This window comes from Xanthomonas sacchari (assembly GCF_024266585.1).
GTDB lineage: Bacteria > Pseudomonadota > Gammaproteobacteria > Xanthomonadales > Xanthomonadaceae > Xanthomonas_A > Xanthomonas_A sacchari_C.
In genome coordinates, this window is the sequence record NZ_CP100647.1 from 66,040 (window position 1) to 92,181 (window position 26,142).

The following is a 26,142-nucleotide window of genomic DNA, read 5'->3' on the forward strand; positions in this document are numbered from 1 at the left end:
CGTCAGGCCTTCTTCTTGCGCGCGGCGATGTAGGCGCGGATCTGCTGCTGCAGCACCGGCAGCGGCACCGAGCCTTGCTGCAGCACCGCGTCGTGGAAGGACTTGATGTCGAAGTCCGGGCCGAGTTCGCGCTCGGCCTCGGCGCGCAGGTCGAGGATGGTCAGCTCGCCGAGCTTGTAGCTCAGCGCCTGGCCCGGCCAGGAGATGTAGCGGTCGACCTCGGTGGTGACCTCGTGCTCGCTGAGCGCGGTGCGCTCGCGCAGGTAGGCCTGCGCCTGCGCGCGGGTCCAGCCCTTGTGGTGCACGCCGGTGTCGATCACCAGGCGGCAGGCGCGCCACATCTCGTAGCTGAGCCGGCCGAAGTCCTCGTAGGGCGTGGCGTAGATGCCCATTTCCTTGCCCAGCTTCTCGCTGTACAGCGCCCAGCCCTCGCCGTAGGCGGAGATGTAGTTCTCGCGGCGGAACGCCGGCTGCGCGCCCTGTTCCTCGGCCAGCGCGCCCTGCAGCGAATGGCCCGGCGAGGACTCGTGCAGGGTCAGCGCCGGCAGGTTGTACAGCGGCCGCGACGGCAGGTCGTAGGTGTTGAGCCAGTAGGTGCCGACGCCGCCGCGGCCGGCGGTCCAGAACGGCGCGATGTCCGCCGGCACCGGCACGATGGTGAAGCGCCCGCGCGGCAGCGTGCCGATGAACTTACCGACCTCGCCGTCCACGCGCTTGGCGATCCACGCGGCGCGATCGAGCAGCTCCTGCGGGGTCTTCACGTAGAACTGCGGATCGGTGCGCAGGAACTGCAGGAACGCCGGGAAGGTCTTCTGCCCGGCCGGCGCGTGGAAGCCGACCTGCTGGATGATCGCGTCCATCTCCTTCTGGATCCGTGCCACCTCGCGCAGGCCGAGCTGGTGGATCTGCTCGGGATCCATGTCCAGCGTGGTGTACTCGCGGATCTGCTGCCGGTAGTAGGCCTTGCCGTCGGGCAGGGCCTCGGCAGCCAGCGTGGTGCGCGCCTGCGGCATGTACTCCTGGCGATAGAAGGTCAGCAGTTGCGCATAGGCCGGGATCACCTTGTCGCGCAGCGCCGCCTGCGCCTGCGCGCGCAGCTGCGCCTGCTCAGCGGCGGGGATCTGCGCCGGCATCTGCTTGAACGGCGTGTACAGCACCGCGGTGGTCGGGTCCTTCAGTTCGGCCACGGTGGCGATGGCGCCGTCGCGGCCGTCGAGCACCGCGCGCGGCACGCTGAAGCCGCGCTTGAGGCCCGCGTGCATGTTGTCGGTCTGCTGCGCGAAGTAGCGCGGTACGTCGTCCAGCCGTGCGATGTAGGCGCGGTACTCGTCTGCAGAGCGCAGATTGCGCCGGGCCATGAACGCCAGGTCCGACCAGAACGCGCTGTCGGAATTGAACGGCATCTCGTAGGCGCGCAGGCGCACCGCCGCGGCCAGGTTCTCGACCTGCGGCCGGTACACCGCCAGGTTGACCTGGTTCTCCGGCGAGAGCTGGGCCGCATCGAGCGTGTCCAGCTGCCGCAGCACGTCGTCCCACACCCTCAGGCGCGCCGCCTGCGCGGCCGCGCCGACGTCCGGCAGGTGGCGGTTGTCGCCGCTGCTGTCGCTGTCCTCGTCGGCCTGGCCGAGCTGCGCCTGGCGCCAGGCCCACTCCTTCTCGTAGATGGCCTGGAAGCGCGCATCGGCGGCGCTGGCGTTTGCCGTAGCGGGCGCGGCGCTGGACGCCGGCGACGACGGCGGTGCGGCCAGCGCGGGCGCGGCCACGGCGACAGCGAGCAGCAGGGACATGGCCAGCGGGGTCTTGGCGAGCATCGGCATGGGCGTGGGAAATCACTAATAAATTGAAGGAGTTAGTGGCACCGCAAAACTAAAAGAACTTCGCTCTACAGACTCAAAACTCTGGCACCCATTGTCTTTCATGAACAAAGTTTGAACAATGACCCTGGAAGCCAACCAAGGGGAAATCGTGGATAACAAAGTACTCGCCGTAGCTGCGATCTTTGCAGCGGCCAGCAGCATCCCAGCAACCTCGCTAGCTCAAACCGTTGACAACGTCACCTGTGACGCGTGTAGCGATCAGCAAATGAACCAGTCAGCACTGCAGTATGGAAGAGCACTGTCTCCCCCCGCAGATATTAACCTGTATGTCTTAAACCCATCAGGAAACACAGCGAAAAAGTTTGAAATAATTCGCGACTATGATGGCGGAGATGCTTGTCGCAAATATCCTAAGCCAAATGACGTTAACTGCCAAGTTTTCACGCATACAACACCTCTCTCCGTAGAGCCGATAGTAGTTGACTACTTGGGCTATATGCGGGCTGCTATTGCCTTTAACTCTCAAGAGATACCTGTTACGGGTGATGGGCTCCCCGGAAGTGCTTACGATGATATGACGCATCCGCAGAAACGAACCGCGGTGCATAATTATTTAATGGCACGTTACGAGACATGGATTACAGTCATAAACGGCTTGGCCGGTAAGGGCTGGTCAACTTTTCAAAATTTTAGAATAAAGTTCCCCGACGGGAGCACCGTCATCTATCGGTGGGATGTTGTTAATCAAATGTATCAGCCCATACCCATCAGCTACAAAGATAGACTCGGCAACATTATCCCCATTAAACAAGAGCAACTCACTGAAGGCAGAGGCGGTGTTATCACCACTTTTGACTTTAGCCATGGAAATGGCTCGGATGTAGCCACTATAATTGTTTCTCTTTCAAATATCGGAATTAGCGTTCCCCCACCCCCACCAAGCCCAAAAAAGATGGTGTGCAAGTCCGAGGCATATAACGGCGGCGTGAAGGTAACTTGCGGCTGGGGATAGGTTATCAACAACCAAATGCCGCAACCAATTAATCGGGGCGGGGCATATTTGCCCCGATTAACCAAATGGACATTTAATCAAAGCCAGCTAAAGCCCAACAAATGAAAAATATGAAACTGCACCAGATACTTATCGTCGTCATCTTTATGATTGCTCTTACATCAAGCATATACTTTGGATTCTTTTTCCCAGCTCAGCGCGGTGGAGTAATGGAAAACTGGGTTCACAATGTCCGCCTCTGCTCTGCAGCAATTGCTCTATTGACCGGCTTTCCAAGTTGGCGGTGGCTTGCAAAAGCCTTCTTTAAAGAAAGAAATCACAGCACACCAAATTAGATTCATTATTACAACCAAGAAAACCTAATTTCTATTTTTTTATAAAAATACCAGGATTCGACTTGGCGCCGCCCCTCTTTTTCAATGCGTCGCCTTTTAATGCGACGCGCGGTCGCGGCGCCAGCCGCGGTGCTTGATGTCCAGGTACAGGCTGTAGAAGGCGGTGAAGGCGGGGAACAGGTTCTGCAGCACGCCCACCGAGTCCTGCTTGGCCGAGAACATGAAGTAGCTCAGCGTCATCAGGCTGCCGACCACGCTCATGTACCAGAACAGGCGTGGGATTACCGGCTTGCCGGCGCGCTTGGAGGCGACGAACTGCACCAGCCAGCGGCCGCCGAACATCAGCGCGCCGACGTAGCCGATCAGCTTCCAGCCGGTGACGTGCAGCCCGGTCCAGTACAGCGCCTGGATCGGTTCGTTGAGGAAATGCGCGTCCATCTCAGCGCTCCTGCACCGCGGTGCGGCGGCTGCGCGCGATCAGCCAGGCCACCCCGCGCAGGTCGCGGATGCCGACCAGGGCGCGATTGAGGTTGTTGTACTTGGACACGCCGGAAGTGCGGTGGCGGTGGTTCACCGGCACGCTCAGGGTCTGCCAGCCGGCGCGCTGCATCAGCGCCGGCAGATAGCGGTGCATGTGGTCGAAGTACGGCAGGTCCAGGAACGCCTCGCGCTCGAACAGCTTGATGCCGCAACCGGTGTCCGGGGTGTCGTCGCGCAGCATGCGCGCACGGATCGCGTTGGCCCACTTCGACGCCCAGCGCTTGCTGCCCGAATCCTGCCGCGATACGCGCCAGCCGGCGAACAGCTTGACCAGCGGCGCCGCCGCGGCGCGCGCGGCCAGCAGCTTGGGGATGTCGGCCGGGTCGTTCTGGCCGTCGCCGTCCAGGGTGGCGATCCACAGCCCGCGCGCGGCCTTGACCCCGTTGCGCACCGCCGTGCTCTGCCCGCTCTGGCTGACGTGGTGCAGCACGCGCAGCTCCGGCGTGGACGCCTTCAGCCCTTCGAGCACCGCCAGGGTGTCGTCGCGCGAATGGTCGTCGACGTAGACGATCTCGAAATCGATCGTGCCGCGCAGCGCGGCGACGATCTCGGCGACCAGCGGCGGCACGTTGTCGCGCTCGTTGAACACCGGGACGACGACGGAAAGGGAAAGCTGGCTCATGGATTCGGCAAGGCTGGGCGCGGGGGCGCGTGGGGGAAAAAACGGGGCATTGTGCCGCGGACCGATGATCGGCGGATGAAGCGTCAGGCGGCGGCGCCGAAGTACTCCCGGCACCAGGCCACCACCTGCGGCAGACCGACCTCGATCGGGGTGCTCGGATCGAAGCCGAACGCGGCCTGGGCCCGCGCAGTATCGGCCATCGTCTCGATCATGTCGCCCGGCTGCATCGGCCGGTACGCCTTTTCGGCGCTGCGCCCGGCCGCGGCCTCGATCACCGCGATGAAGCGCTCCAGCTCCACCGGGGTGTGGTTGCCGAGGTTGAACACGCGGTGCGGCACCGCCTCGCCCGAGGGGTGATCGAGCGCGCCGAGCACGCCGGCGACGATGTCGGCGACGAAGGTGAAGTCGCGGCGCATGCGCCCGTGATTGAACACCTCGATCGGGCGCCCGGCCAGCACCGCGCGGCTGAACAGCAGCGGCGCCATGTCCGGGCGGCCCCACGGGCCGTACACGGTGAAGAAGCGCAGGCCGGTGGCGCGCAGCCCGTACAGCTGCGCGTAGGTGTGCGCCATCAGCTCGTTGGCGGCCTTGGTCGCGGCGTACAGCGAACGCGGCTGGTCGATGCGCTGGTCCTCGGAGAACGGCGGCGTCGCCGAATCGCCGTACACCGAACTGCTGGAGGCGTAGACCAGGTGCTGCACGCCGCGGTGCCGGCACAGCTCCAGCATGTTGACGAAGCCGACCAGGTTGCTGTCGACGTAGGCATAGGGATTCTGCAGCGAATAGCGCACCCCGGCCTGCGCGGCCAGGTGCACCACGCGGGTCGGCTGCACCTCGTCGAACAGCGCGGCCAGGCCGTCGCGGTCGGTCAGATCGAGCGTGCGGATGTCCGCGTCCGCGCACAGCGCGGCGACGCGGTCGCGCTTGAGCTGCGGGTCGTAGTAGTCGTTGTAGTTGTCCAGGCCGACCACCGCCTGCCCGGCGGCGCGCAGCGCGCGGACGGTGTAGGCGCCGATGAAGCCGGCGGCGCCGGTGACGAGGATGGGCATGGCGGAATCCTGGAAAGCAAAAAGCGAAGAAACGACGGGCGTCGCGACACCGCAACGATCAGGGCAGGCCGGCGTTGACGCCGCCCGGATCGACGGCACCCGCTTGGCGGTGCCGCAGGATCGGGCTACCGCCCGGGCTGTTCTGCGTGTCCTCGTTGCTCATGCAATGCTCCGGTTGCTGGCCCGCGCCGCGACGCACGGCCTCAGCGCAGGGTCAGCGGCGCGTCCTTGGCCAGCGCCGCCTTGCGCTCCTTGCTGAATTCCCACCACGGGCGCGGCGTCTCGCCCTGCATGAAGCGCACGATCGACAGGAACACGTCGATCACGCAGTGATCGTGCATCACCCCGGTGCGCAGGCACAACTGCGCGTACATGTCGTAGGGGTCGCGGCCCTGCAGGTGCGCGGGCACGCGGATGCCGATCAGGCGCAGGTCCTTCTCGCAGGCCGGCCCGACATTGGGCAGGTCGGTCAGGCGCAACAGGTGGTGGCGGTCGACCTTGCTGGGATGCATGGCGGAAGCGGTCCTGGCGGACGCGGGCGGCGGCGCTCAGGCCTGCCGCGGGCGCAGTTTCTCGAGCACGCCGTCCAGCGTGTCCAGGTCGGTGTAGTGGATCACCAGCTTGCCCTTGCCGCCGCGGCCGTGGGCGATGGACACCTTGGTCCCCAGGGACTCGGACAGTTCGGTCTCCAGCGAGGCGATGTCGGCCTGCGGCGCGGTGCGCGCCGGCTTGGCCTTGCGGTTGCTCGGCACCTTGCCGGCGGCGAACTGCTGCGCACGGTGCTCGACCTCGCGCACCGACCAGCCCTGGTCGGCGGCGTCGGAGGCCAGGCGGCTGGCCAGCTCCGGCGACAACGTCAGCAGCGCGCGCGCATGGCCCATTTCCAGGCGCCGCGCTTCCAGCAGCGCGCGGATCGCCGGCGGCAGCTCCAGCAGGCGCAGCAGGTTGGACACCGAGGCGCGCGAGCGGCCCACCGCCTCGGCGGCCTCGGCGTGGGTCAGCGAGAACTCGTCGATCAGCCGCTGCAGCGCCTGCGCCTCTTCCAGCGGGTTGAGGTCCTCGCGCTGGATGTTCTCGATCAGCGCCATGGCGATGACGGTGCGGTCGTCCAGCTCGCGCACCACCACCGGCACTTCGCTGAGGCCGGCCAGCTGCGAGGCGCGCCAGCGGCGTTCGCCGGCGACGATCTCGAAGCTGCCCGGCGCCAGTTCGCGGGCGACGATCGGCTGGATCACGCCCTGCGCCTTGATCGACTCGGCCAGCTCCTGCAGCTTGGCCTCGTCCATCTCCTGGCGCGGCTGGTACTTGCCCGGCTGCAACTGTCCGACCGGCAGGCGGCGCAGGCTCTCGCCCGGCTGCAGCTCGGCGGTGGGGACGGGCGCGGCCGCGCCCTTCGGCCCCAGCAGCGCTTCCAGGCCACGGCCGAGGCCGCGCTTCTTCGCTCCGAGGGCGGGGGGCTTGGCACTCATCAGTACGTCTCCATGGCCGGCATCGGCCGATTGCGTTCGTTGCGGCGGCGCACGATCTCGCCGGCCAGTCCGAGGTAGGCGACGCCGCCGCGCGAGGTGCGGTCGTAGCCGACGATGCTCTGGCCATGGCTGGGCGCCTCGGCCAGGCGCACGTTGCGCGGCACGATGGTGCGGAACACCTTGTCGCCGAAGTGGTTGGTCAGCTCCGCCGACACCGCGTTGGCCAGGTTGTTGCGCACGTCGAACATGGTCCGCAGCACGCCTTCGATCTCCAACGCCGGGTTCAGCTCGGCGCGCAGCGCCTCGATGGTCTCCAGCAGCGCGGTCAGCCCCTCCAGCGCGTAGTACTCGCACTGCATCGGCACGATCACCGAGTCGGCGGCGGTCAGCGCGTTCAGGGTCAGCAGCGACAGCGCCGGCGGGCAGTCGATCAGGATGAAATCGTAGGCCTCGCGCAGCGGCGCCAGCGCGGTCTTCAGCCGCTGCTCGCGCGCCGGCTGGTCCATCAGCTGGATCTCGGCGGCGGTGAGATCGATGTTGCCGGGCAGCAGGTCGAAGCCTTCCGGCGCGGTCACCCGGATCTGTTCGGCGCTGCTTTCGCCAAGTAGCACGTCGCAGGTGGAGGCGGCCAGTTCGCGCTTGTCGATGCCGCTGCCCATCGTCGCATTGCCCTGCGAGTCCAGGTCCACCAGCAGCACGCGCTGCGACTGGCGCGCCAGCGCCGCGGCCAGGTTGACCGCGGTGGTGGTCTTGCCGACGCCGCCCTTCTGGTTGGCGATGGCGATGATGCGGGCCATGCGGGAGCCTCGTCGGCGATGGGGGTGGGGCCGGGCATTATGCGGTCACAGCCCCCCGAGGCGGAAATCGGGGCCGGCCGTGGCCGCCGCTCAACCGCGCTCGACCACCACCAGGTGGCGGTCGGCGCCCAGGCCGGGGACCTGCAGCGGGTGTACCGTCGGCGCCACCCAGCCCGGCGGCAGCGCGGCGATCTCCTCGTCCGGGCGCACGCCCTTCATCGCCAGCAGGCGCCCGCCCGGGCGCAGCAGGTGGCCGCCGACGGCGACGATGCCGGCCAGGGTGTCCAGCGCGCGCGCGGTCAGCAGATCGTAGGCGCCGGCCTCGTCCAGCGCCTCGGCGCGCGACTCGGCCACCCGCGCGTTGTCCAGGCGCAGCTGGCGCACCGCCTCGCGCAGGAAGCGCGCCTTCTTGCCGTTGCTTTCGACCAGGGTCACCCGCAGCTGCGGCCGCGCGATCGCCAGCGGGATGCCGGGCAGCCCCGGGCCGGTGCCCAGGTCGGCCAGCGCGCCCTCGCGGGCGAACGGCTGCATCGCCAGCGAATCCAGCAGATGGCGGGTCACCATCTCGTGCGGGTCGCGGATCGCGGTCAGGTTGTAGGTGCGGTTCCAGCGCGTCAGCAGCGCCAGGTAGGCCAGCAGGGGCGGCGCCAGCGCCGCGGCGTCCAGGCCTTGTGCGTGCAGGCCCTGCTCGAGCGCGGCGCGGACGGAATCGGGGAGAGAGGCATCGGTCATCGGCGGATTATCGCAGGTGCCGCCGGCGCCCGAACCGCGCGTCCGCGTCAGGGCGTGTCCTCGACAGGCGCATCCGCGCGCCAGGCCAGGGCGGCCCGATAACCGGGGGCGGCCTCCCACTCGTGCAGGTGCCAGGCCTCGGTCGCGCCCAGCCCCGGGTCGCACCAGGCCAGGCGCAGCACGCCGGCTGCGTCCTCGGCGAAGCGCAGCCGGTGCAGGCCGAAAGCGATGCCGTGACCGTGCGCCTTGAGCAGCGCCTCCTTGGCGCACCACAGGCGGAAGAACAGCGCCTCGCGCGCCGGTGCCGGCAGCGCGGCCAGCAGCGCGACCTCGTCCGGATGGAAGAAGCGCTGCGCCAGCTCCAGCAGGCGCGGCCGCGGCCGCTGGCGCTCGATGTCCACGCCCAGCCGCGCCTGCGCGGCGACCGCCACCAGCAGGTAGTCGCCGCTGTGGCTCCAGCCGATGTCCAGGTGCGCCAGCGGCGCGTGCAGGCCGGGCCGGCCGCGCGCATCGCGGCGCAGCGGCAACGTCGCCGCCGGCATGGCCAGTTCGCCAGCCAGCAGGTGCCGCGCCTGGGCCTCGCCGGAGGTGCGCGGCGGATGCGGGCGCAGCCACAGCGCCACCGGGCCCAGCCGCCAGTCCGGCGCCTCGGCGGCAGCGGCGGCGGCCACGGGCGGCATCGGTGTGCTCACGCCGCGTCCACAAAGCACAATGGCCGCTGCGGCGCAGGGCCGGTGCTATACGGTCGCTTCACGGCAACGCTCCTTAAATGGCGCGCACCCCACCGCTCCTGGTGCGGGCCGAACCGAGGAGTCTGACGCATGGGCATCATTATCTGGTTGATCGTCGGCGGCATCGTGGGCTGGCTGGCCAGCATCATCATGCGCCGTGACGCACAGCAGGGCATCATCCTGAACATCGTGGTCGGCATCGTCGGCGCGCTGATCGCCGGTTGGCTGTTCGGCGGCGGCATCAACCAGGCGATCACCCTGTGGACGTTCCTGTATTCGCTGATCGGCGCGATCATCCTGCTGGCGATCGTCAACCTGTTCACCCGCGGTCGCGCGCGCTGACGCGCCGCCCCCGCCGCTTGCGCAAACGCCCGGTTCGCCGGGCGTTTTGCGTTTACGGGCCGGCTGCTCACGGCGCAGTGCGGTCGGCGGGATGCCGCACGCCATCCTCGACCGGCACCGCGATGGCCAGCGCGTACGGGTCCACGCCCTCCAGGCAGCCGACGTTGTAGCCGTACAGGCTGGGATCGGAGCGGCGCCGATGATGGGTGTAGATCCCGCAGGTGCCGCAGAAGTAATGCTGCGCGGTGTGGGTGTGGAACTGGTACAGGCGCAGCGCCTGCTCGCCCTGGCGCAGGTGCAGGGCGGCCAGCGGCACCGAGGCGACGATGGCGCCGCGGCGTCGGCACAGCGAGCAGTTGCAGCGGCGCGGGTCGACGATGCCGTGCGGCAGCTCCAGGTCGATCTGCACCGCGCCGCAGTGGCAGCTGAGCCGATGCAGCGGCGCGATCACGGTGTCGCCGACCTTGTCGATGCAACGGCGCACCTGACGCTCGTTCATGCCGTCGGTTCCAGTTCGACCCAGGCCGGCGCATGGTCGCTGGGGCGGTCCCAGGTGCGCGGCTCGCGGTCGATGCCGGCGCCGCGGGTGTGCGGCTTCAGCGCGTCGGAGACCAGGGTCAGGTCGATGCGCAGGCCCAGGTCGCGGCGGAAGCCGGCCTGACGGTAATCCCACCAGCTGAACAGGCCGCCGTCGGCATGGTGCAGGCGGAAGCCGTCGTGCAGGCCCAGCGCGAGCAGCTTGTGCAGAGCGCCGCGCTCGGCGGTGGAAGTGAGGATGTGGTTGTCGCTCCACACCAGCGGATCGTGCACGTCGCGCGCGTCCGGGGCGATGTTGAAGTCGCCCAGCACCACCAGCCGCGGATGCCGCTGCAGCTCGTCGGCCAGCCAGGCGTGCACCGCCTCCAGCCAGCGCAGCTTGTAGGCGTACTTGTCGGTGCCCACGTCCTGGCCGTTGACCACGTACAGATTGACGATGCGCAGGTCGCCGACGGTGGCGGCGATGGCGCGCTTCTGCTCGTCCTCCAGGCCCGGCACGCCGATCTGCACGTCGCTGACCGGCGTGCGCGACAGGATCGCCACACCGTTGTAGGTCTTCTGCCCGGCGAACACGCTGCGGTAGCCGGCCTCGGCCAGCGCCGCGTCGGGAAACTTGTGGTCCTCCAGCTTGGTCTCCTGGATCCCGACCACGTCCGGCGCGAACGCGGCCAGCCACTGTTGCAGGTGCGGCAGGCGCACGTTGAGCGAGTTGACGTTCCAGCTGGCGATTTTCAAGGGTGGTCCCGCTCCTCGGTCTTCATCACAATTATTTCAGGCCACGGCGCTTGGCGGCACTAGCGCATCTAGGACCTCGCAAACGCTAGCTGGCTCACCGTGGATTCTGGCATACCGCGCCCGATGGGTCCCCATTTGCGCTGCGAGCATCCTACAAATTCGACTACGCCGAGAAGTCTCTCCCCCCGTTGCAATCTGCACAATCCGACGTCAATCTAGTGAACGATGTCCATGCGACCGCCCCGAGGCGGCTCGCAATGCGGCGGCCGGGGGGCGCCGCGAATACTTCAGAACTGATGAAGCCGCCTAACGGCCGAGGCTGCATGTTCCGTGCTCTACCTCCGGCCCTCGGCATGCGACAACACCTGCCGATCTTGCCAATCCTGTTTGCTCACCCTCTGGACACCGAACCCAAAGCTGTTGAAGGAACGCATGCTTAAGACAATCAAGATTGACCAAGAAATCTATAAGGTTTCGTCAGACGACGACTATCTGACCAACATGGGCGATGAATTCGAACCGCATATGGTGCAACTGTTTCGCACCTTGGTTGAAGCGGATGATGTGGTTGCTGACATCGGCGCCAACATCGGCCTGACGGCGCTGTTGTTCTCAGGCCTGGCCAGGAAGACCTACGCGTTCGAACCCACCCCGTCCACCTATCGCATCCTAAGGGAGAACCTGGCTCGTAATCAGTGCGGAAACATTGAAGCGTTCAATCTCGGCCTCGGAATGAAGCAGGAGACGCTCGCGATCACCTTTGCCGCGACGAACCGCTCGGGTGGTTATGTCAGCGACAAGATCCGCCCCAAGGACGGACACGTCACTGAAGAGATCCGTATCGATCAACTGGATCACTTCTTCGCCACCAAGGACCCCTCGCCAAACTTTCTGAAGATCGACGTGGAGGGCTTCGAAATGAACGTCATTCGAGGTGGCTTGTCGTTTCTGGCGACGCGGCGACCGACAGTAGTGATGGAAATGAACCACTTCTGCCTCGACGTCCTGCAGAGAATCACCGTTCCCGACTTTCTTGATTTTATGCGTAACGTATTCCCGCATCTATATGCCGTGGATGCGGACAACCGCGAGATCGTCGATCTTCACTCGCCAGAGGACGCATATCGAGTGATGCACGAACACGTGGTCAAGCAGCGCTTCCCCAATATCGTCGGCGCCTTCGACCCGAGCGTCGGCGTCAAGCTGGAAGTTCTGGCGACAGAGGCTAAACGAACAGCCGAGCTTGTCAGCCGCAGGCGCGCTGCCCCCATCACCCAACCGACGGGCAGCATTGCACTCGTCGGCTCTATGCCGCAAATCGTCGCCTCCACAACCGTCGAGATCAAAGTGCAGGTTGTTAACGACGGTCCCGAGACTTGGTATAGCGAAGGCGATAATCCGGTGTTCCTTTGTTACCACTGGTGTACGGCGGAGAACGAAATGGTCGTTTATGACGGCATCCGCAGTCGGCTCGCCGATTCTTGCATTGTGCCAGGACGAATCTCCGAACACCTGATGCACATCGCTCCACCCAATGAAGAAGGTACTTATCGCCTTGTGCTCACCTTTGTGCAGGAAGGGGTGTGCTGGTTCGAGGAACGAGGCTTCACCCCGGCCAAGTTCGATGTGGAGGTGACGTGACGCGCTCGCACTGGCCGGTCAGCGCATCAGCAAATCCAGCAGCCAGGCGATCCGCGCGTACGGCGGCTTGAGCAGGTCGCTGCCGGCGCGGCGGGCCTGCCACAGGATCGGCAGGGCCTTGCTGAAGGCATCGAAGCCGGCGCGGCCATGGTAGGCGCCCATGCCGCTGGGGCCGATGCCGCCGAACGGCAGCGCGTTGGCGGCGAAGTGCAGCAGGCTGTCGTTGACGGTGACGCCGCCGGCAACGGTCGCATGCAGGATGGCCTCGATCCGCGCGCGGTCGTGGCTGAAGGGATACAGCGCCAGCGGCCGGTCGCGGCTGTTGATCTCGGCGATGGCCGCATCCAGCGAGCGGTAGCTGCGCACCGGCAAAATCGGGCCGAAGATCTCCTCCTGCATCAACAGCGCGTCATCGCCCGGCTGCAGCACCACCGTGGGCACGATCAGCCGCTCGCGCTCGGCGCGTTCGCGCTCCACCGTGGCCAGTTCGATCACTTCCAGGCCGCGCGCCCGCGCATCGTCCAGATAGCCGCGCAGGCGCCGGTACTGGCCGTCGTTGACGATGCGGGTGTAGTCCTCGGCGCTGGCGAAATCGCCGTAACGCGCCAGCACCTGCGCGCGCAGCGCCTGCACCAGCGCCGCCTCGCGGCCGGCGTCGACCAGGACGTAGTCCGGGGCGATGCAGGTCTGCCCGGCGTTGAACCACTTGCCGGTGGCCAGGCGCGCGGCGGCCTGCTCCAGCGGGTAGTCGGCGCAGACGATGGCCGGCGACTTGCCGCCCAGTTCCAGGGTCAGCGGGGTCAGGTTGGCCGCGGCGGCGGCCATCACCTTGCGCCCGACCGCGGTGGAGCCGGTGAACACCAGGTGGTCCAGCGGCAGCGCGGCGAACGCCGACGCCACTTCGGCACCGCCCAGCGCCACCGCCACCCGCTGCGGCGGGAACACCTCGGCCAACAGCGACTGCAGGAACTGCGCGCTGCGCGGGGTGTGCTCGGAGGGTTTCAGGTAGACGTGGTTGCCGGCGGCGATGGCGGTGGCCAGCGGGATCAGCGCCAGGTTGACCGGGTAGTTCCAGGGCGCGATCACCCCGACCACGCCGACCGGCACCGGCCGTACTTCCGCGCGCGCCGGCCACAGCCGCCAGCCGGCGCCGACCCGCTGCGGGCGCATCCAGCGCGCAAGGTGGCGCAGCAGGTGATCGATCTCGCCGAGCACGGTCATGCCGTCGGCGAGCAGCGATTCGTGGCGCGAGCGGTGGCCGAAATCGGCGGCGATGGCATCGGCCATCTCCGGCAGCCGCCGCTTCAGCGCCGCGCGCAGCCGCAGCAGGTCCTCGCGGCGTTGCGCCCGCTCCGGCTTGGCCGATTGCCAGGCCGCGCGCAGGCGCTGCAGGGTGACTGGCAGGGCGGCCAGCGGCGTGTCGGCGAGGGCGGCGTCGGCTGCGGAGGGCGGCATGGGCGCACTATACGATGCCGGTCGCGGCTGGCGTGCGCGCAGGTCGCGGGTCGGCAGCGCGCGGCCGCGACCCCTGGGTCTCACAGTGGGTCGCGTCGGGACTGAAGTCCCTCCCACAGGTGGAACCTTCAGTCCGCGGCAATGCTGACGCGCTCCTTGTGGGAGGGACTTCAGTCCCGTCCCGGTGAACCCGGGCGCTCACGCCCATCCGCACGGCTACGCAGGCTCTTCCAGCAACCACGCCTGCAGCTGCGCCAGCGAGGCGACTTCGTGGTGCGGCACGATGCCCTCCGGCGCGGCGGCGCCGTGCGCATTGAACCAGCAGGTGTGCAGGCCCGCGGCCAGGCCGCCGGCGATGTCCGCATGCGGGTTGTCGCCGACCATCAGCACCTGCGCCGGCGGCGGGTCGCCCAGCTGCGCCAGCGCGTGCGCGAAGATCGCCGGGTGCGGCTTGGCCACGCCCACCAGCTCGGAAATGACGATCACCTCGAAGCGGTCGTGCAGGCCGGTGCGCTGCAGGCGCGCATTCTGCAGCGCGCCGAAGCCGTTGGTGACCAGGCCAAGCCGCGCGCGTCCGCGCAACGCATCGAGCAGGTCCACCGCCCCGTCCAGCGGCGCGCACAGTTCGGCCATCGCCGCCAGGAACGCCGCGTTCAAGGTTTCCGGCTCGGTCTGCAGCCGCTGCGCCCAGTCGGCGAAACGGCGCTGCTGCAGCTGCAGCGCGGTGATCGCGCCGTTCTGGTACTGCACCCACAGCGGCCGGTTGCAGGCGGTGTAGGCGGCGTACTCCGCTTCGCCGAACGGCACGCCGTAGCCGGCGAACATGCGCTGCAGGCCGGCGAAGGCGTCGAAGTGGAACAGGGTGTCGTCGGCGTCGAACAGGATCCAGCGGTAGCGCATGCGGGCAGCCGGTGCAGCGATGGCCCGCCATGGTAGCGCCTGCAGACACGACGACGCCGGCACGAGGCCGGCGTCGCGTGCGGCGATGGCCGCGGCCCGCTAGGCGCGCGCGCTCAGTGCGCCGACCCGCGCGAGGCGCCCAGGCCGGTCTCGGCGCGGATCTGCTGCGCCTTGAACGCGGCGCGTTCCTTGGCGGCCTGCGCGCTGCGGTCCAGCACCGAGAACAGCCAGATGCCGACGAAGCCGATGGTCACCGAGAACAGCGCCGGCGAGGTGTACGGGAACGGCGCCGAACCGGTCGGGTTGCCCAGCGTGTCCACCCACACCGACGGCGACAGCACGGTCAGCACCAGCGAGGAGATCAGGCCCAGGAAGCCGCCGATCACCGCGCCGCGGGTGGTGCAGTCCTTCCACAGCAGCGACAGGATCAGCACCGGGAAGTTGGCCGAGGCGGCGATGGCGAAGGCCAGCGACACCATGAAGGCCACGTTCTGCTTCTCGAACACGATGCCCAGCAGCACCGCGATGATGCCCAGCGCGATGGTGGTGACGCGCGACACCTTCAGCTCCGAGCCGGGAGCCGGATTGCCCTTCTTCAGCACCGTGGCGTACAGGTCGTGGGACACCGCCGAGGCGCCGGACAGGGTCAGGCCGGCGACCACCGCCAGGATGGTGGCGAAGGCCACCGCGGAGATGAAGCCCATGAACACGTTGCCGCCGACCGCGTTGCCGACCAGCACCGCCGCCATGTTGGCCGCGCCCTTGCCGCCGTGGATGGTGCCGGTGGCGACGTCGGCGAACTGCGGGTTGGTCAGCACCAGGGCGATGGCGCCGAAGCCGATGATGAAGATCAGGATGTAGAAGTAGCCGATCCAGGTGGTGGCCCACAGCACCGACTTGCGCGCCTGCTTGGCGTCGGGGACGGTGAAGAAGCGCATCAGGATGTGCGGCAGGCCGGCGGTGCCGAACATCAGCGCCATGCCGAAGGAGATCGCCGAGATCGGATCCTTGACGAAGCCGCCCGGGCCCATGATCGACAGGCCGGCACTGGCCGCCTCTTCCGGCGAGGCGCCGCCGTTGGCCGCCACCGCGGTCTTCACCCGCACGCCCTCGGCGAACAGCGCCTCGAAGCTGAAGTTGAAGTGCCACATGATCGCCACGGCCATGAAGGTCACGCCGGTCAGCAGCAGCACCGCCTTGATGATCTGCACCCAGGTGGTGGCGGTCATGCCGCCGAACAGCACGTAGACCATCATCAGCACGCCGACCAGGCTCACCGCCACCCAGTAGTCCAGGCCGAACAGCAGCTTGATCAGCGCACCGGCGCCGACCATCTGCGCGATCAGGTAGAACAGCACCACCACCAGCGTGCCGGAGGCGGCGAAGCTGCGGATCGCGGTCGGCGCGAAGCGGTAGCCGGCCACGTCGGCGAAGGTGTACTTGCCGAGGTTGCGCAGGCGCTCGGCCATCAGGAAGGTCAGGATCGGCCAGCCGACCAGGAAGCCGATCGCGTAGATCAGGCCGTCGTAGCCATTGGTCATCACCGCGGCGGTGATGCCCAGGAACGAGGCCGCCGACATGTAGTCGCCGGCGATCGCCAGGCCGTTCTGGAAGCCGGTGATGCCGCCGCCGGCGGTGTAGAAGTCGGACGCCGAGCGGGTCTTCTTCGCCGCCCACTTGGTGATCCACAACGTGCCGGCGACGAAGAAGGCGAACATCGAGATCGCCACCCAGTTGGTCGGCTGCTTGTCGGTCTGGCCGACGTCGCCGCCGGCGGCCAGCGCCGCGCCGGCCGGCAGCAGCGCGGCCAGCAGCAGCAGAAGGAAGCGCAGGTGCTTGCTCATTGGCGGGCGTCCTCGAGGATGGCGGCGGTCAGCTGGTCGTAGACGGTGTTGGCGCGGTGCACGTAGATGGCGGTGATGGCGATGGTGAACACCATCACCCCGATCGCGATCGGGATGCCGATGGTGGTGACGCCGCTGCCGATCGGCTGGGCCAGGAACGCCTTGTCGAAGGCGATCAGGCCGATGAAGCCGAAGTAGGCCAGCAGCATCAGGATGGTCAGCGTCCAGCCCAGCACGTTGCGCTGGCGCTTGAGCGCGTGGTACCTGGGATTGGCGTCGATCTTGGCGATCAGCGCCTCGTTGGAGAGGGTCATGTGGTGCCTCCGGGAAAAGTGGCCGCAGCGCGCGGATCAGAAGCTGTACTTGGTGGTGAACTGCAGGCGGGTGATGTCGCCCTTGGCGCCGCTTTCGATCTCGCGCTTGCCGTACATCAGCTCGGCACCGATATCGACCTTGGGCAGCGGCGAGTAGAAGACGTTGCCGCGGATGCTCTGCACGCGCTTGGTCACGCCCAGGCCTGTGTGCGCGGTGTCGTTGTCGTAGTCGCTGCGCGCGTAGATCAGGTTGGTGCGCAGCTTCGGCGAGAACGCATGGCGCCAGCCGACGTAGCCGGCGACCACGCCGACCGTGTCCAGGTCGCGGTCGGCGGCGTCGTACACCGCGTTCTGGGCGATGCCCAGGCCGATGTAGCGGCCGATGCCTTCGCCGCCGGTGAGTTGGTAGAACAGGCTGTCGCTGTCGCTGGCCACCCACTTGCCGCCCAGGGTCAGGCCGCCGGACGCCTTGCTGGCGTCGGCGCCGGTGGCGCGGTTGTCCACCTTCTGCTGGCCGACCACGCCGGCGATGCCGAAGCTGCCCCAGTCGCCCTTCCAGCCGTAGCGCACGGTCAGGTCCGGCAGGGCGCCGCGGTCGGAACTGGCGGTGCTGACCACGCCGGCCGCGCTGCGTGTGTACAGGGTGGTTTCCGGGTTTTCCAGGGCGATGCTGAAGCCGCCGTTGGTGTAGCGCAGCTGCGCCTGGCGCACGAACACCACGCCGTCGGTGGGGCCGATGAAGTCGGCCGCTTCCGGCAGCGCCGCCGGATCCATGAAGTTGGACCAGGTCTGGCCGGCCAGCCAGTGGTTCCAGTACATGTAGGCATGGCGCAGGGTGGCGCCGTAGGTGTTGGTGGCGGTCTGGGTGCCCAGCGCGTTGCCGAAGAAGTCCAGTTCCACCAGCGCGCCGGTCTTGTTGCCGCCCTCGGTGACGCTGTCCACGCCGAAGTTGATCCGCGAGAACTTGGCGTGGGCGTTGTAGTCGGTGCCGGACTTGGCGCCGCCCACCGGGGTCTGCCCGGGCAGGTACAGCGCGCGGCCGGTGGCGTCGTCGGCGAGCTGGCCGTCGCCGGTGCGGGTGGCCAGGAAGTCGGCCTTGATGAAGCCGCCGACCTTGAACGTGGTGCCGGGCGCCGCGCCCGGGGTGATGGTGGTGACCTGGATCGGCGCCTTGCCGGCCGGCGGCGCCGGGGGTGCCGGCGGCGGCGCGGCCTGGCTCGAGCGGACCGCGGCGACCTCGGTCTGGGTCTGCGCGATCTGCCCCTGCTGCTGTTGCTGCGCGGACAGCAGTTGCTGCACCTGCCGCTCCAGCTCGGCCACACGGGTCTCCAGCGCCTGTTCGCGCGCCGAGGGTTTGCCTTGGGCGAAGGCCGCGCCAGGCGCGACCAGGGCCACCAGGAGCGCGGCCGCCAGCGGGCGGCGCGCCAAGGATGCGATGCGGTTGCTCATTACTCCCTCCCGAATAATGGATGGCCGCACGCAAGCGCACGGCCGTAGCCCAGCGTGCGTGAGCGCGGCGGCCGCGCCTATTGGCCATTAGTCGAACGTCGGCTGAGTTACGACCATCGTCTAAGGCCCGACGCGTGTGCGCTTAACGCCGGATGCGGCACACTGCGCGTTGACGCGCCGCGGCATGCGGCGCCCCGTTCATTGCAGAGGGAACCATGGCCGATCTCTATCCCGTCGATCCGCAGTTCGCCGCCCGTGCGCGGGTCGACAAGACCCAGTACCAGACCCAGTACAAGGCATCGGTGGAACAGCCGGAGGCATTCTGGGGAAAGGTCGCCGAGCGCCTGGACTGGTTCAAGAAACCGACCCGCATCAAGGACGTCAGCTTCGCCCTGGACGACTTCCGCATCCGCTGGTTCGACGACGGCGAACTCAACGCCAGCGTCAACTGCCTGGACCGGCAACTGGCCACCCGCGGCGACAAGACCGCGCTGCTGTTCGAGCCGGACAGCCCGGACGCGCCGTCCTACCGGGTCACCTACCGCGAGCTGTACGAGCGCGTGTGCCGGCTCGGCAACGCGCTGCGCGCGCTCGGCGTGCGCAAGGGCGACCGCGTCACCATCTACCTGCCGATGATCCCCGACGCGGCGGTGGCGATGCTGGCCTGCGCGCGCATCGGCGCGATCCACTCGGTGGTGTTCGGCGGCTTCGCGCCCAACTCGATCGCCGACCGGGTGATCGACTGCGGCAGCAAGCTGATCATCACCGCCGACGAGGGCCTGCGCGGCGGCAAGAAGATCCCGCTCAAGGCCAACGTCGACGCGGCGCTGAAGCTGCCCGGCACCACCAGCGTGGAGACCGTGCTGGTGGTGCGTCACACCGGCGGGGCGGTGGACATGCAGGCCCCGCGCGACCGCTGGTTCCACGACGTGGTCGACAGCCAGCCGGCCGAATGCGAACCCGAGCGCATGAACGCCGAGGATCCGCTGTTCATCCTCTACACCTCCGGCTCCACCGGCAAGCCCAAGGGCGTGCTGCACACCACCGCCGGCTACCTGCTGTACGCGGCCTACACCCACGAGACCGTGTTCGACCTGCGCGAGGACGACATCTACTGGTGCACCGCCGACGTCGGCTGGGTCACCGGCCACAGCTACATCGTCTACGGCCCGCTGGCCAACGGCGCCACCGCGCTGATGTTCGAGGGCGTGCCCAACTACCCGAGCGTGTCGCGCTTCTGGGAAGTCATCGACAAGCACCAGGTGACGATCTTCTACACCGCCCCCACCGCGATCCGCGCGCTGATGCGCGAGGGCGAGGCGCCGGTGAAGAAGACAGCGCGCACCAGTTTGCGCCTGCTCGGCAGCGTCGGCGAGCCGATCAATCCCGAAGCCTGGCGCTGGTACTACGAGGTGGTCGGCGACGGCCGCTGCCCGATCGTGGACACCTGGTGGCAGACCGAGACCGGCGGCATCCTGATCACCCCGCTGGCCGGCGCCATCGACCTCAAGCCCGGCTCGGCGACGCTGCCGTTCTTCGGCGTGCAGCCGGCGCTGGTCAGCGCCGACGGCGAGATCCTGGAAGGCGCCACCGAGGGCAACCTGGTGCTGCGCGATTCCTGGCCGGGGCAGATGCGCACCGTCTACGGCGACCACCAGCGCTTCATCGACACCTATTTCCGCACCTATCCGGGCAGCTACTTCACCGGCGACGGCTGCCGCCGCGACGCCGACGGCTATTACTGGATCACCGGCCGCGTCGACGACGTCATCAACGTCTCCGGCCACCGCATCGGCACCGCCGAGGTGGAGAGCGCGCTGGTGGCCCACCCCAAGGTCGCCGAAGCGGCGGTGGTCGGCTTCCCGCACGACATCAAGGGCCAGGGCATCTACGCCTACGTGACCCTGGTGGCCGACGAGCAGCCAAGCGAGGCCCTGCACAAGGAACTGGTGGCCTGGGTGCGCAAGGAGATCGGCCCGATCGCCGCCCCCGACCACCTGCAGTGGGCGCCGGGCCTGCCCAAGACCCGCTCGGGCAAGATCATGCGCCGCATCCTGCGCAAGATCGCCGAGAACGCCCCCGACCAGCTCGGCGACACCTCGACCCTGGCCGATCCGTCGGTGGTGGATTCGTTGGTCAACGAACGGCTCGCGCGCTAGCGCGCTCGTCGTTCGTTCGGGAATGGGGAATCGAGAATGGGGAATGGGAAAAGCCATTCCCCGGTCGCTTCATTCCCGCGGGCACCCGACGCTTTGCTTTTGCCGTTGCCATTCCCCATTCCCGGTTCCCCACTCCCGGCCTTCCAAATGCCCACCCTGCTGATCGCCGACGACCATCCCCTGTTCCGCGAGGCGCTGCGCGGGGCGGTGCAGCGGGTGATGCCCGGGGTGCAGTTGTACGAGGCTGATAGCGTCGAGGCGCTGTACGCGCTGGCCGATCGCCACGCCGATGCGGATCTGCTGCTGATGGATCTCAATATGCCCGGTGCGCAGGGCTTCAGCGCGCTGGTGCACATGCGCGCGCTGCATCCGCAGTTGCCGGTGGTGGTGGTGTCCGCGCGCGAGGAGCCGACGGTGATGCGGCGCGCGCTGGATCACGGCGCGTTCGGCTTCATTCCCAAATCGGCCGACTCGGACACCATCGGCCTGGCCCTGAGCACGGTGCTGGACGGCGAGCACTGGGCGCCGCCGGAAGCGCACAACGTGCCGCCCACCGACCGCGCCGAGCGCGAGGTCGGGCAGCGCCTGCGCGAACTGACTCCGCAGCAGTTCCGGGTGCTACAGATGCTCGGCGCCGGCAGCCTCAACAAGCAGATCGCCTACGACCTGGGCGTGTCCGAAGCCACCATCAAGGCCCACGTCACCGCCATCCTGCGCAAGCTCGGCGTCACCAACCGCACCCAGGCGGTGCTGCTGGCCGGCAAGCTGGCCATCGACGGCGACGCCATCGTGCTGCCGCCGGAAGAGGACTGAGCCGGCTGCGCGTACCCGGCCAGGCGGGGCCGCCGCACCGCGGCAGCGGTCCACGGCGGCCGGCCCAGCCTCGCGCAAGCGCCGGCCAGCGCCGCATCCGCAATCACCCGCCGGCGTCCGGCCTACCGCCTAGGCTCAGTCCGACGGCTTGCCCTCGTCGTCGCCGTAGAACAGCACGCCGAGCTTGATCCGCTCGCGGCCCTGCGCGCGGCGATGGCGATTGGTGTCGCGCAGCGAATACACGCAACCGCAGTATTCCTGCTGGTAGAAGCGCTCGCGCTTGCTGATCTCGACCATGCGCGCGGCGCCACCGTGCTTGCGCCAGTTGTAGTCCCAGTAGGTCAGGTCCGGGTACGGCGCGGCCGCGCGGATGCCGCTGTCGGTGATCTGGCGCATGTCCTTCCAGCGCGAAATGCCCAGCGAACTGGTCATCACCGCATAGCCGTGCTCATGCGCGTACAGCGCGGTGCGCTCGAAGCGCATGTCGAAGCACATGGTGCAGCGGATCCCGCGCTCGGGCGCGTTCTCCATGCCCTTGGCGCGCGCGAACCAGTTGTCGGTGTCGTAGTCGGCATCGACGAAGGGCACGCCGTGCTGTTCGGCGAAGCGGATGTTCTCCTGCTTGCGCAGTTCGTATTCCTTGGCCGGATGGATGTTGGGGTTGTAGAAGAACACCGTGTAGTCGATGCCGGACTCGACGAACGATTCCATCAGCTCGCCCGAGCACGGCGCGCAGCACGAGTGCAGCAACAGGCGGCCTTCGCTGCCGCCGGGCAGGGTCAGGCGCTCGCGGACAGTGCTCATGGCGCCTCCGCGAGCAGCTGCACGACGCTGGAGAAATCCAGGCCGCCGCGGCCCTGGCGGCGGTTCAGCGCGTACAGGTTGCGCGCCAGTTCGCCGAGCGGGATCGCTGCGCCGGTCGCCATCGCCGCCTCCGCGGCCAGGCCCAGGTCCTTGAGCATCAGGTCGCTGCCGAAGCCGCCGCGGTAGCCGCGCGAGGCCGGCGCCTGGTCCAGCACGCCCGGCCATGGGTTGCAGACCTCGGTAGCCCAGCTGCGGCCGGTGCTGACCGCCATCATCCGCGACAGCGCCGCCGGATCCAGGCCATGCGCGGCGCCCAGCGCCAGCGCTTCGCCGGTCGCGGCCATGATCACCCCCAATGCCATGTTGTTGCAGAGCTTGGCCACCTGCCCGGCGCCGGCCCCGCCCATGTGGAAGATGTTGCGGCCCATCGCCTCCAGCACCGGCCGCGCGCGCTCCAGGGTGGCGGCCGCGCCGCCGACGATGAAGGTCAGGGTGCCCGCGACGGCGCCGGCGGTGCCGCCGGACACCGGCGCATCCAACGGCTGCAGCCCGCGCGCCTCGGCCGCGGCGGCCAGGGTGCGCGCCGATGCCGGGGCGATGGTGCTGCTGTCGATGAGCAGGGCACCCGCGGGAATGTGCGCGAGCAGCCCCTGCGCGCCGAGGAACAGGTCTTCGACGTGGCGGCTGGCCGGCAGCATCGAGATCACCACCTCGGCATCGACCACCGCGGCCACCGCGCTGTCGGCGGCATGCGCGCCGGCGGCGGCGGCGGCCGCGAGGGCGGCGGGGTTGAGGTCGAACACGCGCAGCACGTGCCCGGCCCTGACCAGGTTGACGGCCATCGGGCCGCCCATGTTGCCCAGGCCGATGAACGCGATCCGGCTCATGCGCTGATCTCCGTGTGACGGCCGAGATCGGCCAGGGGGTGGGCCTGCGCCGGCCAGGGCGCATGGAAGAAAGCGCGCGCCCAGGCCGCGGACGCGGCGTCGAGGGTGGCCGGCTGCCAGCGTGGCGCGCGGTCCTTGTCGATCAGCAGCGCGCGAATGCCTTCGGCGAAATCGCCATGCGCGGCGCAGTGCAGGGCGGCGGTGTACTCCAGGCGGAACACCTCGGCCAACGACAGCGAGGCGGCGCGCTGCTGCAGCTCGAAGGCCAGCCGCGCCGAGCCCGGCGCGCCGGCGGCCAGCGTGGCCTGCGCCGTCGCGATCCATGGGTCGGCGGCGTCGAGGCCGGCGATCGCCGCCGCCACCGCCTCCAGCGTGGGCGGCACGCACGCGTCGGCGATCGCTGCGGCATGCCGTTGCAGCGGGCCGGCCGGCGCCGGCGTGGCGAAGCGGGCCAGCAGCGCGTCCAGCGCGCGCGCGGTGTCTTGCGCGGCCGTCGGCCAGGTCGTCGCCTGCAGGGCGGCCAGCACCTGCGCACGCGCCGCCTCCGGCACGTGCACATCGGCCAGGCCGGCGTAGATCGCATCGCCGGCGCCGAGCGGTGCGCCGGTCAAGGCCAGGAACAGGCCGGCATGCGCCGGCACCCGCGACAGCAGCCAACTGCCGCCGACATCGGGAAACAGGCCGATGCTGATCTCGGGAAAGGCGAGCCGGGACCGTTCCCCGACCACGCGGTGGCTGGCGCCCGCCATCAGCCCGATCCCGCCGCCCATCACGATGCCGTGGCCCCAGCACAGCACCGGCTTGGGGAAGGTATGGATGCGGTAGTCGAGACGGTACTCGGTTTCGAAGAAGGCCTCGGCATGCGCATCGCCGCGCGGGTCCGCCTGCGCGGCGGCGCCGTGCGCGCCGTGCGCGGCGCGCGCGCGCATCCCGCGATACAGGCCATGCAGGTCGCCGCCGGCGCAGAACGCCTTCTCGCCCGCGCCCTGCAGCACCACCAGCGCCAGCGTCGGGTCCTGCGCCCACTGCGTCAGTTGCGCATCCAGCAGGCGCGCCATCTCCAGCGACAGGCCGTTGAGGGTCCGCGGCGCGTTGAGCGTGGCGATCCCGATGCGGCCACCACCGCCGGCGGCACGCGTCTCGCACAGCACGGCAGCGTCATCGGCGGCGCTCACGCGTTCCTCCATTCCGGCGCGCGCTTGCCGAGGAAGGCGTTGACGCCCTCGGCCTGGTCGGCGCTGTCGAACAGGTCCACGAACGCCTCGCGCTCGCTGACCAGCGCGCTCGCATGCGACTGGGTGCGGGTCGCCTGCACCAGGCGCTTGGCCGCGGCCACGCTGATCGGACTCTGCCGCGCCGCCTTGGCCGCCCAGTCGCGCGCCCGCGCCAGCGCCTGCCCGGTCGGCACCACCTCTTCGACCAGGCCGATCCGCAACGCGGTCTCGGCATCGACGCGTTCGCCGAGCAGGATCATGCGCTTGGCCCAGCCTTCGCCGACCAGCCGCGGCAGGTGCTGGGTGCCGCCGGCGCAGGGCAGCAGGCCGACCGTCGCCTCGGGCAAGGCCATCTGCGCCTGCGCCTCGGCGATGCGCAGGTCGCAGGCCAACGCCACTTCGAGCCCGCCGCCCATCGCATAGCCGTTGATCGCGGCGATGCTGACCCCGCGGAACGCGCTCAGCGCCTCGAAGGCCTCGCCGAAACGCCGGGCCACTTCGCGCGCGCGCGCCTTGTCGCCGTCCGCGAACTGATTGAGGTCGGCACCGGCGCTGAAGAACTTCTCGCCGGCACCGACGAGGACCAGCGCATAGATGTCGCGATCCGCGTCCAGCGCGCCGACCAGTTCGCGCAGCGCGCGCAGGCTGTGCACGGTCCAGGTGTTGGCCGGCGGATTGGACAGGGTGACCACGGCGGTGTGGCCGTCGATCTGCAGGCCCAGCCCGGTCCAGTCCCGGCCGCGGTAGGCGGTGTCGGCGGCGCTCATCGCAATTCCTCCTCGGTGTTCAGCAGGTGACGCGCGACGATCACGCGCATGATTTCGTTGGTGCCTTCCAGGATCTGGTGCACCCGGCTGTCGCGCAGCAGGCGTTCGACCGGATACTCGCGGATGTAGCCGTAGCCGCCGTGCAGCTGCAGCGCGTCGTTGCAGATCGAAAAGCCGGCATCGGTGGCGAAACGCTTGGCCATCGCGCACCACACGGTCGCATCGCGCGCGCCGGCGTCGAGCTTGCGCGCGGCGGTGTGCACCATCTGCCGCGCGGCGACCAGCTGCGTGGCCATGTCGGCCAAGGTGAACTGCAGCGCCTGGAACTCGGCGAGCTTCCTGCCGAACTGGCGGCGCTCGCCCAGATAGCGCCGCGCCGCATCCAGTGCGCCCTGCCCCGCGCCCAGCGAGCACGCGGCGATGTTGAGGCGGCCGCCGTCGAGGCCGCGCATCGCGATGCGGAAGCCCTCGCCCTCTTCGCCCAGGCGATGCGCCAGCGGCACGCGCACGCCGTCGAAGCTCACCGCGCGGGTCGGTTGGCTGTGCCAGCCCAGCTTGTCCTCGTTGCGCCCGTAGGCGATCCCCGCCGCATCGGCCGGCACCGCGAAGGCGCTGATGCCGCGTGCGCCGTCCTCGCCGGTGCGCGCCATCACCACCAGCAGGTCGGTCGCGCCGGCGCCGGAAATGAACGCCTTGCTGCCGTCGATGCGGTAGCCGTCGCCCTCGCGCACCGCGCGGGTCTTCAGCGCGGCCGCGTCGGACCCGGCACCGGGTTCGGTCAGGCAGTACGAGGCGAGCTTGCTGCCGCTGGCCAGTGCCGGTCCCCAGTCCTTGCGCACCGCCGGCGTGGCAAAACGGGTCAGCATCCAGGTGGCCATGTTGTGGATGCTGATGAAGGCGGCGGTGGACGGGTCCACGGCGGCCAGTTCCTCGAACACGATCGCCGCATCCAGGCGCGACAGGCCGCTGCCGCCGGCATCCTCGTCCACGTACAGGCCGCAGAAGCCGAGTTCGCCGGCCTTGCCGATCGCCTCGCGCGGGAAGATCCCGTCCGCGTCCCAGCGCGCCGCGTGCGGCGCCAGCTCGGCCTGGGCGAAGCCGCGTGCGGCCTCGCGATAGGCGCGCTGCGCCTCGTCCAGGCCGGCATCGGCCGGCGGCTCCAGCGACCACTGCATCG

At 68.7% G+C, this 26,142-nt stretch carries 27 protein-coding genes; 6 read left to right on the forward strand and 21 right to left on the reverse strand.

Annotated features, from left to right (window positions below; all coding sequences use genetic code 11):
* Positions 1-2: 2 nt before the first annotated feature.
* Positions 3-1,811 carry a DUF885 domain-containing protein gene (locus tag NKJ47_RS00290; RefSeq protein ID WP_429002557.1) on the reverse strand — a complete coding sequence of 603 codons (1,809 nt, stop codon included), beginning with the start codon at positions 1,809-1,811 and terminating at the stop codon, positions 3-5.
* A 124-nt stretch (positions 1,812-1,935) separates the two neighbouring features.
* Between NKJ47_RS00290 and NKJ47_RS00295 the strand changes: the two genes are divergently transcribed.
* Positions 1,936-2,829: a hypothetical protein gene (locus NKJ47_RS00295; protein WP_254459614.1), complete on the forward strand. Its 894-nt coding sequence runs from the start codon at positions 1,936-1,938 to the stop codon at positions 2,827-2,829.
* 110 nt (positions 2,830-2,939) lie between these two features.
* Positions 2,940-3,164 (forward strand): hypothetical protein, encoded by a 225-nt coding sequence (locus NKJ47_RS00300; RefSeq protein ID WP_254459615.1) that lies wholly within the window; start codon positions 2,940-2,942, stop codon positions 3,162-3,164.
* A 96-nt stretch (positions 3,165-3,260) separates the two neighbouring features.
* Here NKJ47_RS00300 and NKJ47_RS00305 read toward each other — a convergent pair whose 3' ends face one another.
* From NKJ47_RS00305 to NKJ47_RS00340, 8 genes are all read right to left on the reverse strand, one after another.
* Complete coding sequence (locus tag NKJ47_RS00305; RefSeq protein WP_048491144.1) at positions 3,261-3,602, reverse strand: lipid-A-disaccharide synthase N-terminal domain-containing protein; 342 nt, start codon at positions 3,600-3,602, stop codon at positions 3,261-3,263.
* 1 nt (position 3,603) lies between these two features.
* Complete coding sequence (locus NKJ47_RS00310; protein ID WP_209230346.1) at positions 3,604-4,326, reverse strand: glycosyltransferase family 2 protein; 723 nt, start codon at positions 4,324-4,326, stop codon at positions 3,604-3,606.
* A gap of 83 nt (positions 4,327-4,409) precedes the next feature.
* On the reverse strand, positions 4,410-5,375 hold the full coding sequence (locus NKJ47_RS00315; RefSeq protein ID WP_254459616.1) for an NAD-dependent epimerase/dehydratase family protein: 966 nt from the start codon (positions 5,373-5,375) through the stop codon (positions 4,410-4,412).
* 203 nt (positions 5,376-5,578) lie between these two features.
* On the reverse strand, positions 5,579-5,887 hold the full coding sequence (locus tag NKJ47_RS00320) for a helix-hairpin-helix domain-containing protein (protein WP_017917017.1): 309 nt from the start codon (positions 5,885-5,887) through the stop codon (positions 5,579-5,581).
* A 36-nt stretch (positions 5,888-5,923) separates the two neighbouring features.
* Positions 5,924-6,844: a ParB/RepB/Spo0J family partition protein gene (locus NKJ47_RS00325; RefSeq protein WP_160946928.1), complete on the reverse strand. Its 921-nt coding sequence runs from the start codon at positions 6,842-6,844 to the stop codon at positions 5,924-5,926.
* Positions 6,844-7,641 (reverse strand): ParA family protein, encoded by a 798-nt coding sequence (locus NKJ47_RS00330; protein WP_254459617.1) that lies wholly within the window; start codon positions 7,639-7,641, stop codon positions 6,844-6,846. The genes NKJ47_RS00325 and NKJ47_RS00330 overlap by 1 nt, the downstream gene beginning before the upstream one ends.
* A gap of 90 nt (positions 7,642-7,731) precedes the next feature.
* Positions 7,732-8,373, reverse strand: a complete 642-nt coding sequence (rsmG, locus tag NKJ47_RS00335; RefSeq protein WP_254459618.1) for a 16S rRNA (guanine(527)-N(7))-methyltransferase RsmG — start codon at positions 8,371-8,373, stop codon at positions 7,732-7,734.
* 47 nt (positions 8,374-8,420) lie between these two features.
* Positions 8,421-9,053, reverse strand: coding sequence for a 4'-phosphopantetheinyl transferase family protein (locus NKJ47_RS00340; RefSeq protein ID WP_254461493.1), 633 nt, complete (start codon positions 9,051-9,053; stop codon positions 8,421-8,423).
* Between the two features lie 141 nt (positions 9,054-9,194).
* Here NKJ47_RS00340 and NKJ47_RS00345 point away from each other — a divergent pair, with 141 nt between their 5' ends.
* On the forward strand, positions 9,195-9,446 hold the full coding sequence (locus NKJ47_RS00345; RefSeq protein ID WP_017908994.1) for a GlsB/YeaQ/YmgE family stress response membrane protein: 252 nt from the start codon (positions 9,195-9,197) through the stop codon (positions 9,444-9,446).
* 67 nt (positions 9,447-9,513) lie between these two features.
* On the opposite strand, the gene NKJ47_RS00350 is transcribed toward NKJ47_RS00345, so the two are convergent.
* Complete coding sequence (locus tag NKJ47_RS00350; protein WP_254459619.1) at positions 9,514-9,945, reverse strand: GFA family protein; 432 nt, start codon at positions 9,943-9,945, stop codon at positions 9,514-9,516.
* Positions 9,942-10,718: an exodeoxyribonuclease III gene (gene xth, locus NKJ47_RS00355; RefSeq protein WP_254459620.1), complete on the reverse strand. Its 777-nt coding sequence runs from the start codon at positions 10,716-10,718 to the stop codon at positions 9,942-9,944. The genes NKJ47_RS00350 and xth overlap by 4 nt, the downstream gene beginning before the upstream one ends.
* 432 nt (positions 10,719-11,150) lie before the next feature.
* Here xth and NKJ47_RS00360 point away from each other — a divergent pair, with 432 nt between their 5' ends.
* Entirely contained in the window at positions 11,151-12,359 is a 1,209-nt protein-coding gene (locus tag NKJ47_RS00360) for an FkbM family methyltransferase (RefSeq protein WP_254459621.1), read from the forward strand.
* An 18-nt stretch (positions 12,360-12,377) separates the two neighbouring features.
* Here NKJ47_RS00360 and NKJ47_RS00365 read toward each other — a convergent pair whose 3' ends face one another.
* The 5 genes from NKJ47_RS00365 to NKJ47_RS00385 form a co-directional block, all read right to left on the reverse strand.
* On the reverse strand, positions 12,378-13,814 hold the full coding sequence (locus NKJ47_RS00365; protein WP_254459622.1) for a coniferyl aldehyde dehydrogenase: 1,437 nt from the start codon (positions 13,812-13,814) through the stop codon (positions 12,378-12,380).
* 216 nt (positions 13,815-14,030) lie between these two features.
* On the reverse strand, positions 14,031-14,714 hold the full coding sequence (yjjG, locus tag NKJ47_RS00370) for a pyrimidine 5'-nucleotidase (protein WP_254459623.1): 684 nt from the start codon (positions 14,712-14,714) through the stop codon (positions 14,031-14,033).
* Between the two features lie 113 nt (positions 14,715-14,827).
* Positions 14,828-16,558, reverse strand: coding sequence for a cation acetate symporter (locus tag NKJ47_RS00375; RefSeq protein ID WP_254459624.1), 1,731 nt, complete (start codon positions 16,556-16,558; stop codon positions 14,828-14,830).
* A complete protein-coding gene (locus NKJ47_RS00380) occupies positions 16,555-16,872 on the reverse strand; it encodes a DUF485 domain-containing protein (RefSeq protein WP_254459625.1) in 318 nt (105 codons plus the stop codon). The genes NKJ47_RS00375 and NKJ47_RS00380 overlap by 4 nt, the downstream gene beginning before the upstream one ends.
* A gap of 36 nt (positions 16,873-16,908) precedes the next feature.
* Positions 16,909-18,321: a DcaP family trimeric outer membrane transporter gene (locus NKJ47_RS00385; RefSeq protein ID WP_254459626.1), complete on the reverse strand. Its 1,413-nt coding sequence runs from the start codon at positions 18,319-18,321 to the stop codon at positions 16,909-16,911.
* A 215-nt stretch (positions 18,322-18,536) separates the two neighbouring features.
* On the opposite strand from NKJ47_RS00385, the gene acs reads away from it, so the two are divergent.
* Both acs and NKJ47_RS00395 read left to right on the forward strand, forming a co-directional pair.
* Positions 18,537-20,480, forward strand: coding sequence for an acetate--CoA ligase (gene acs / locus NKJ47_RS00390; protein WP_254459627.1), 1,944 nt, complete (start codon positions 18,537-18,539; stop codon positions 20,478-20,480).
* A 147-nt stretch (positions 20,481-20,627) separates the two neighbouring features.
* Positions 20,628-21,293, forward strand: coding sequence for a response regulator transcription factor (locus NKJ47_RS00395; RefSeq protein ID WP_254459628.1), 666 nt, complete (start codon positions 20,628-20,630; stop codon positions 21,291-21,293).
* A 135-nt stretch (positions 21,294-21,428) separates the two neighbouring features.
* On the opposite strand, the gene NKJ47_RS00400 is transcribed toward NKJ47_RS00395, so the two are convergent.
* Genes NKJ47_RS00400 through NKJ47_RS00420 form a run of 5 tightly spaced genes read right to left on the reverse strand, consistent with a single transcriptional unit; the run spans position 21,429 to position 26,140 of the window.
* Positions 21,429-22,097, reverse strand: coding sequence for an epoxyqueuosine reductase QueH (locus NKJ47_RS00400; protein WP_254459629.1), 669 nt, complete (start codon positions 22,095-22,097; stop codon positions 21,429-21,431).
* Positions 22,094-22,984, reverse strand: a complete 891-nt coding sequence (gene mmsB / locus NKJ47_RS00405; RefSeq protein ID WP_254459630.1) for a 3-hydroxyisobutyrate dehydrogenase — start codon at positions 22,982-22,984, stop codon at positions 22,094-22,096. The genes NKJ47_RS00400 and mmsB overlap by 4 nt, the downstream gene beginning before the upstream one ends.
* Entirely contained in the window at positions 22,981-24,171 is a 1,191-nt protein-coding gene (locus NKJ47_RS00410; protein WP_254459631.1) for an enoyl-CoA hydratase/isomerase family protein, read from the reverse strand. The genes mmsB and NKJ47_RS00410 overlap by 4 nt, the downstream gene beginning before the upstream one ends.
* Positions 24,156-24,965 carry an enoyl-CoA hydratase gene (locus tag NKJ47_RS00415; protein ID WP_254459632.1) on the reverse strand — a complete coding sequence of 270 codons (810 nt, stop codon included), beginning with the start codon at positions 24,963-24,965 and terminating at the stop codon, positions 24,156-24,158. Before NKJ47_RS00415 ends, NKJ47_RS00410 begins: the two co-directional genes overlap by 16 nt.
* Positions 24,962-26,140: an acyl-CoA dehydrogenase family protein gene (locus tag NKJ47_RS00420; RefSeq protein ID WP_254461494.1), complete on the reverse strand. Its 1,179-nt coding sequence runs from the start codon at positions 26,138-26,140 to the stop codon at positions 24,962-24,964. Before NKJ47_RS00420 ends, NKJ47_RS00415 begins: the two co-directional genes overlap by 4 nt.
* Positions 26,141-26,142 lie beyond the last annotated feature (2 nt).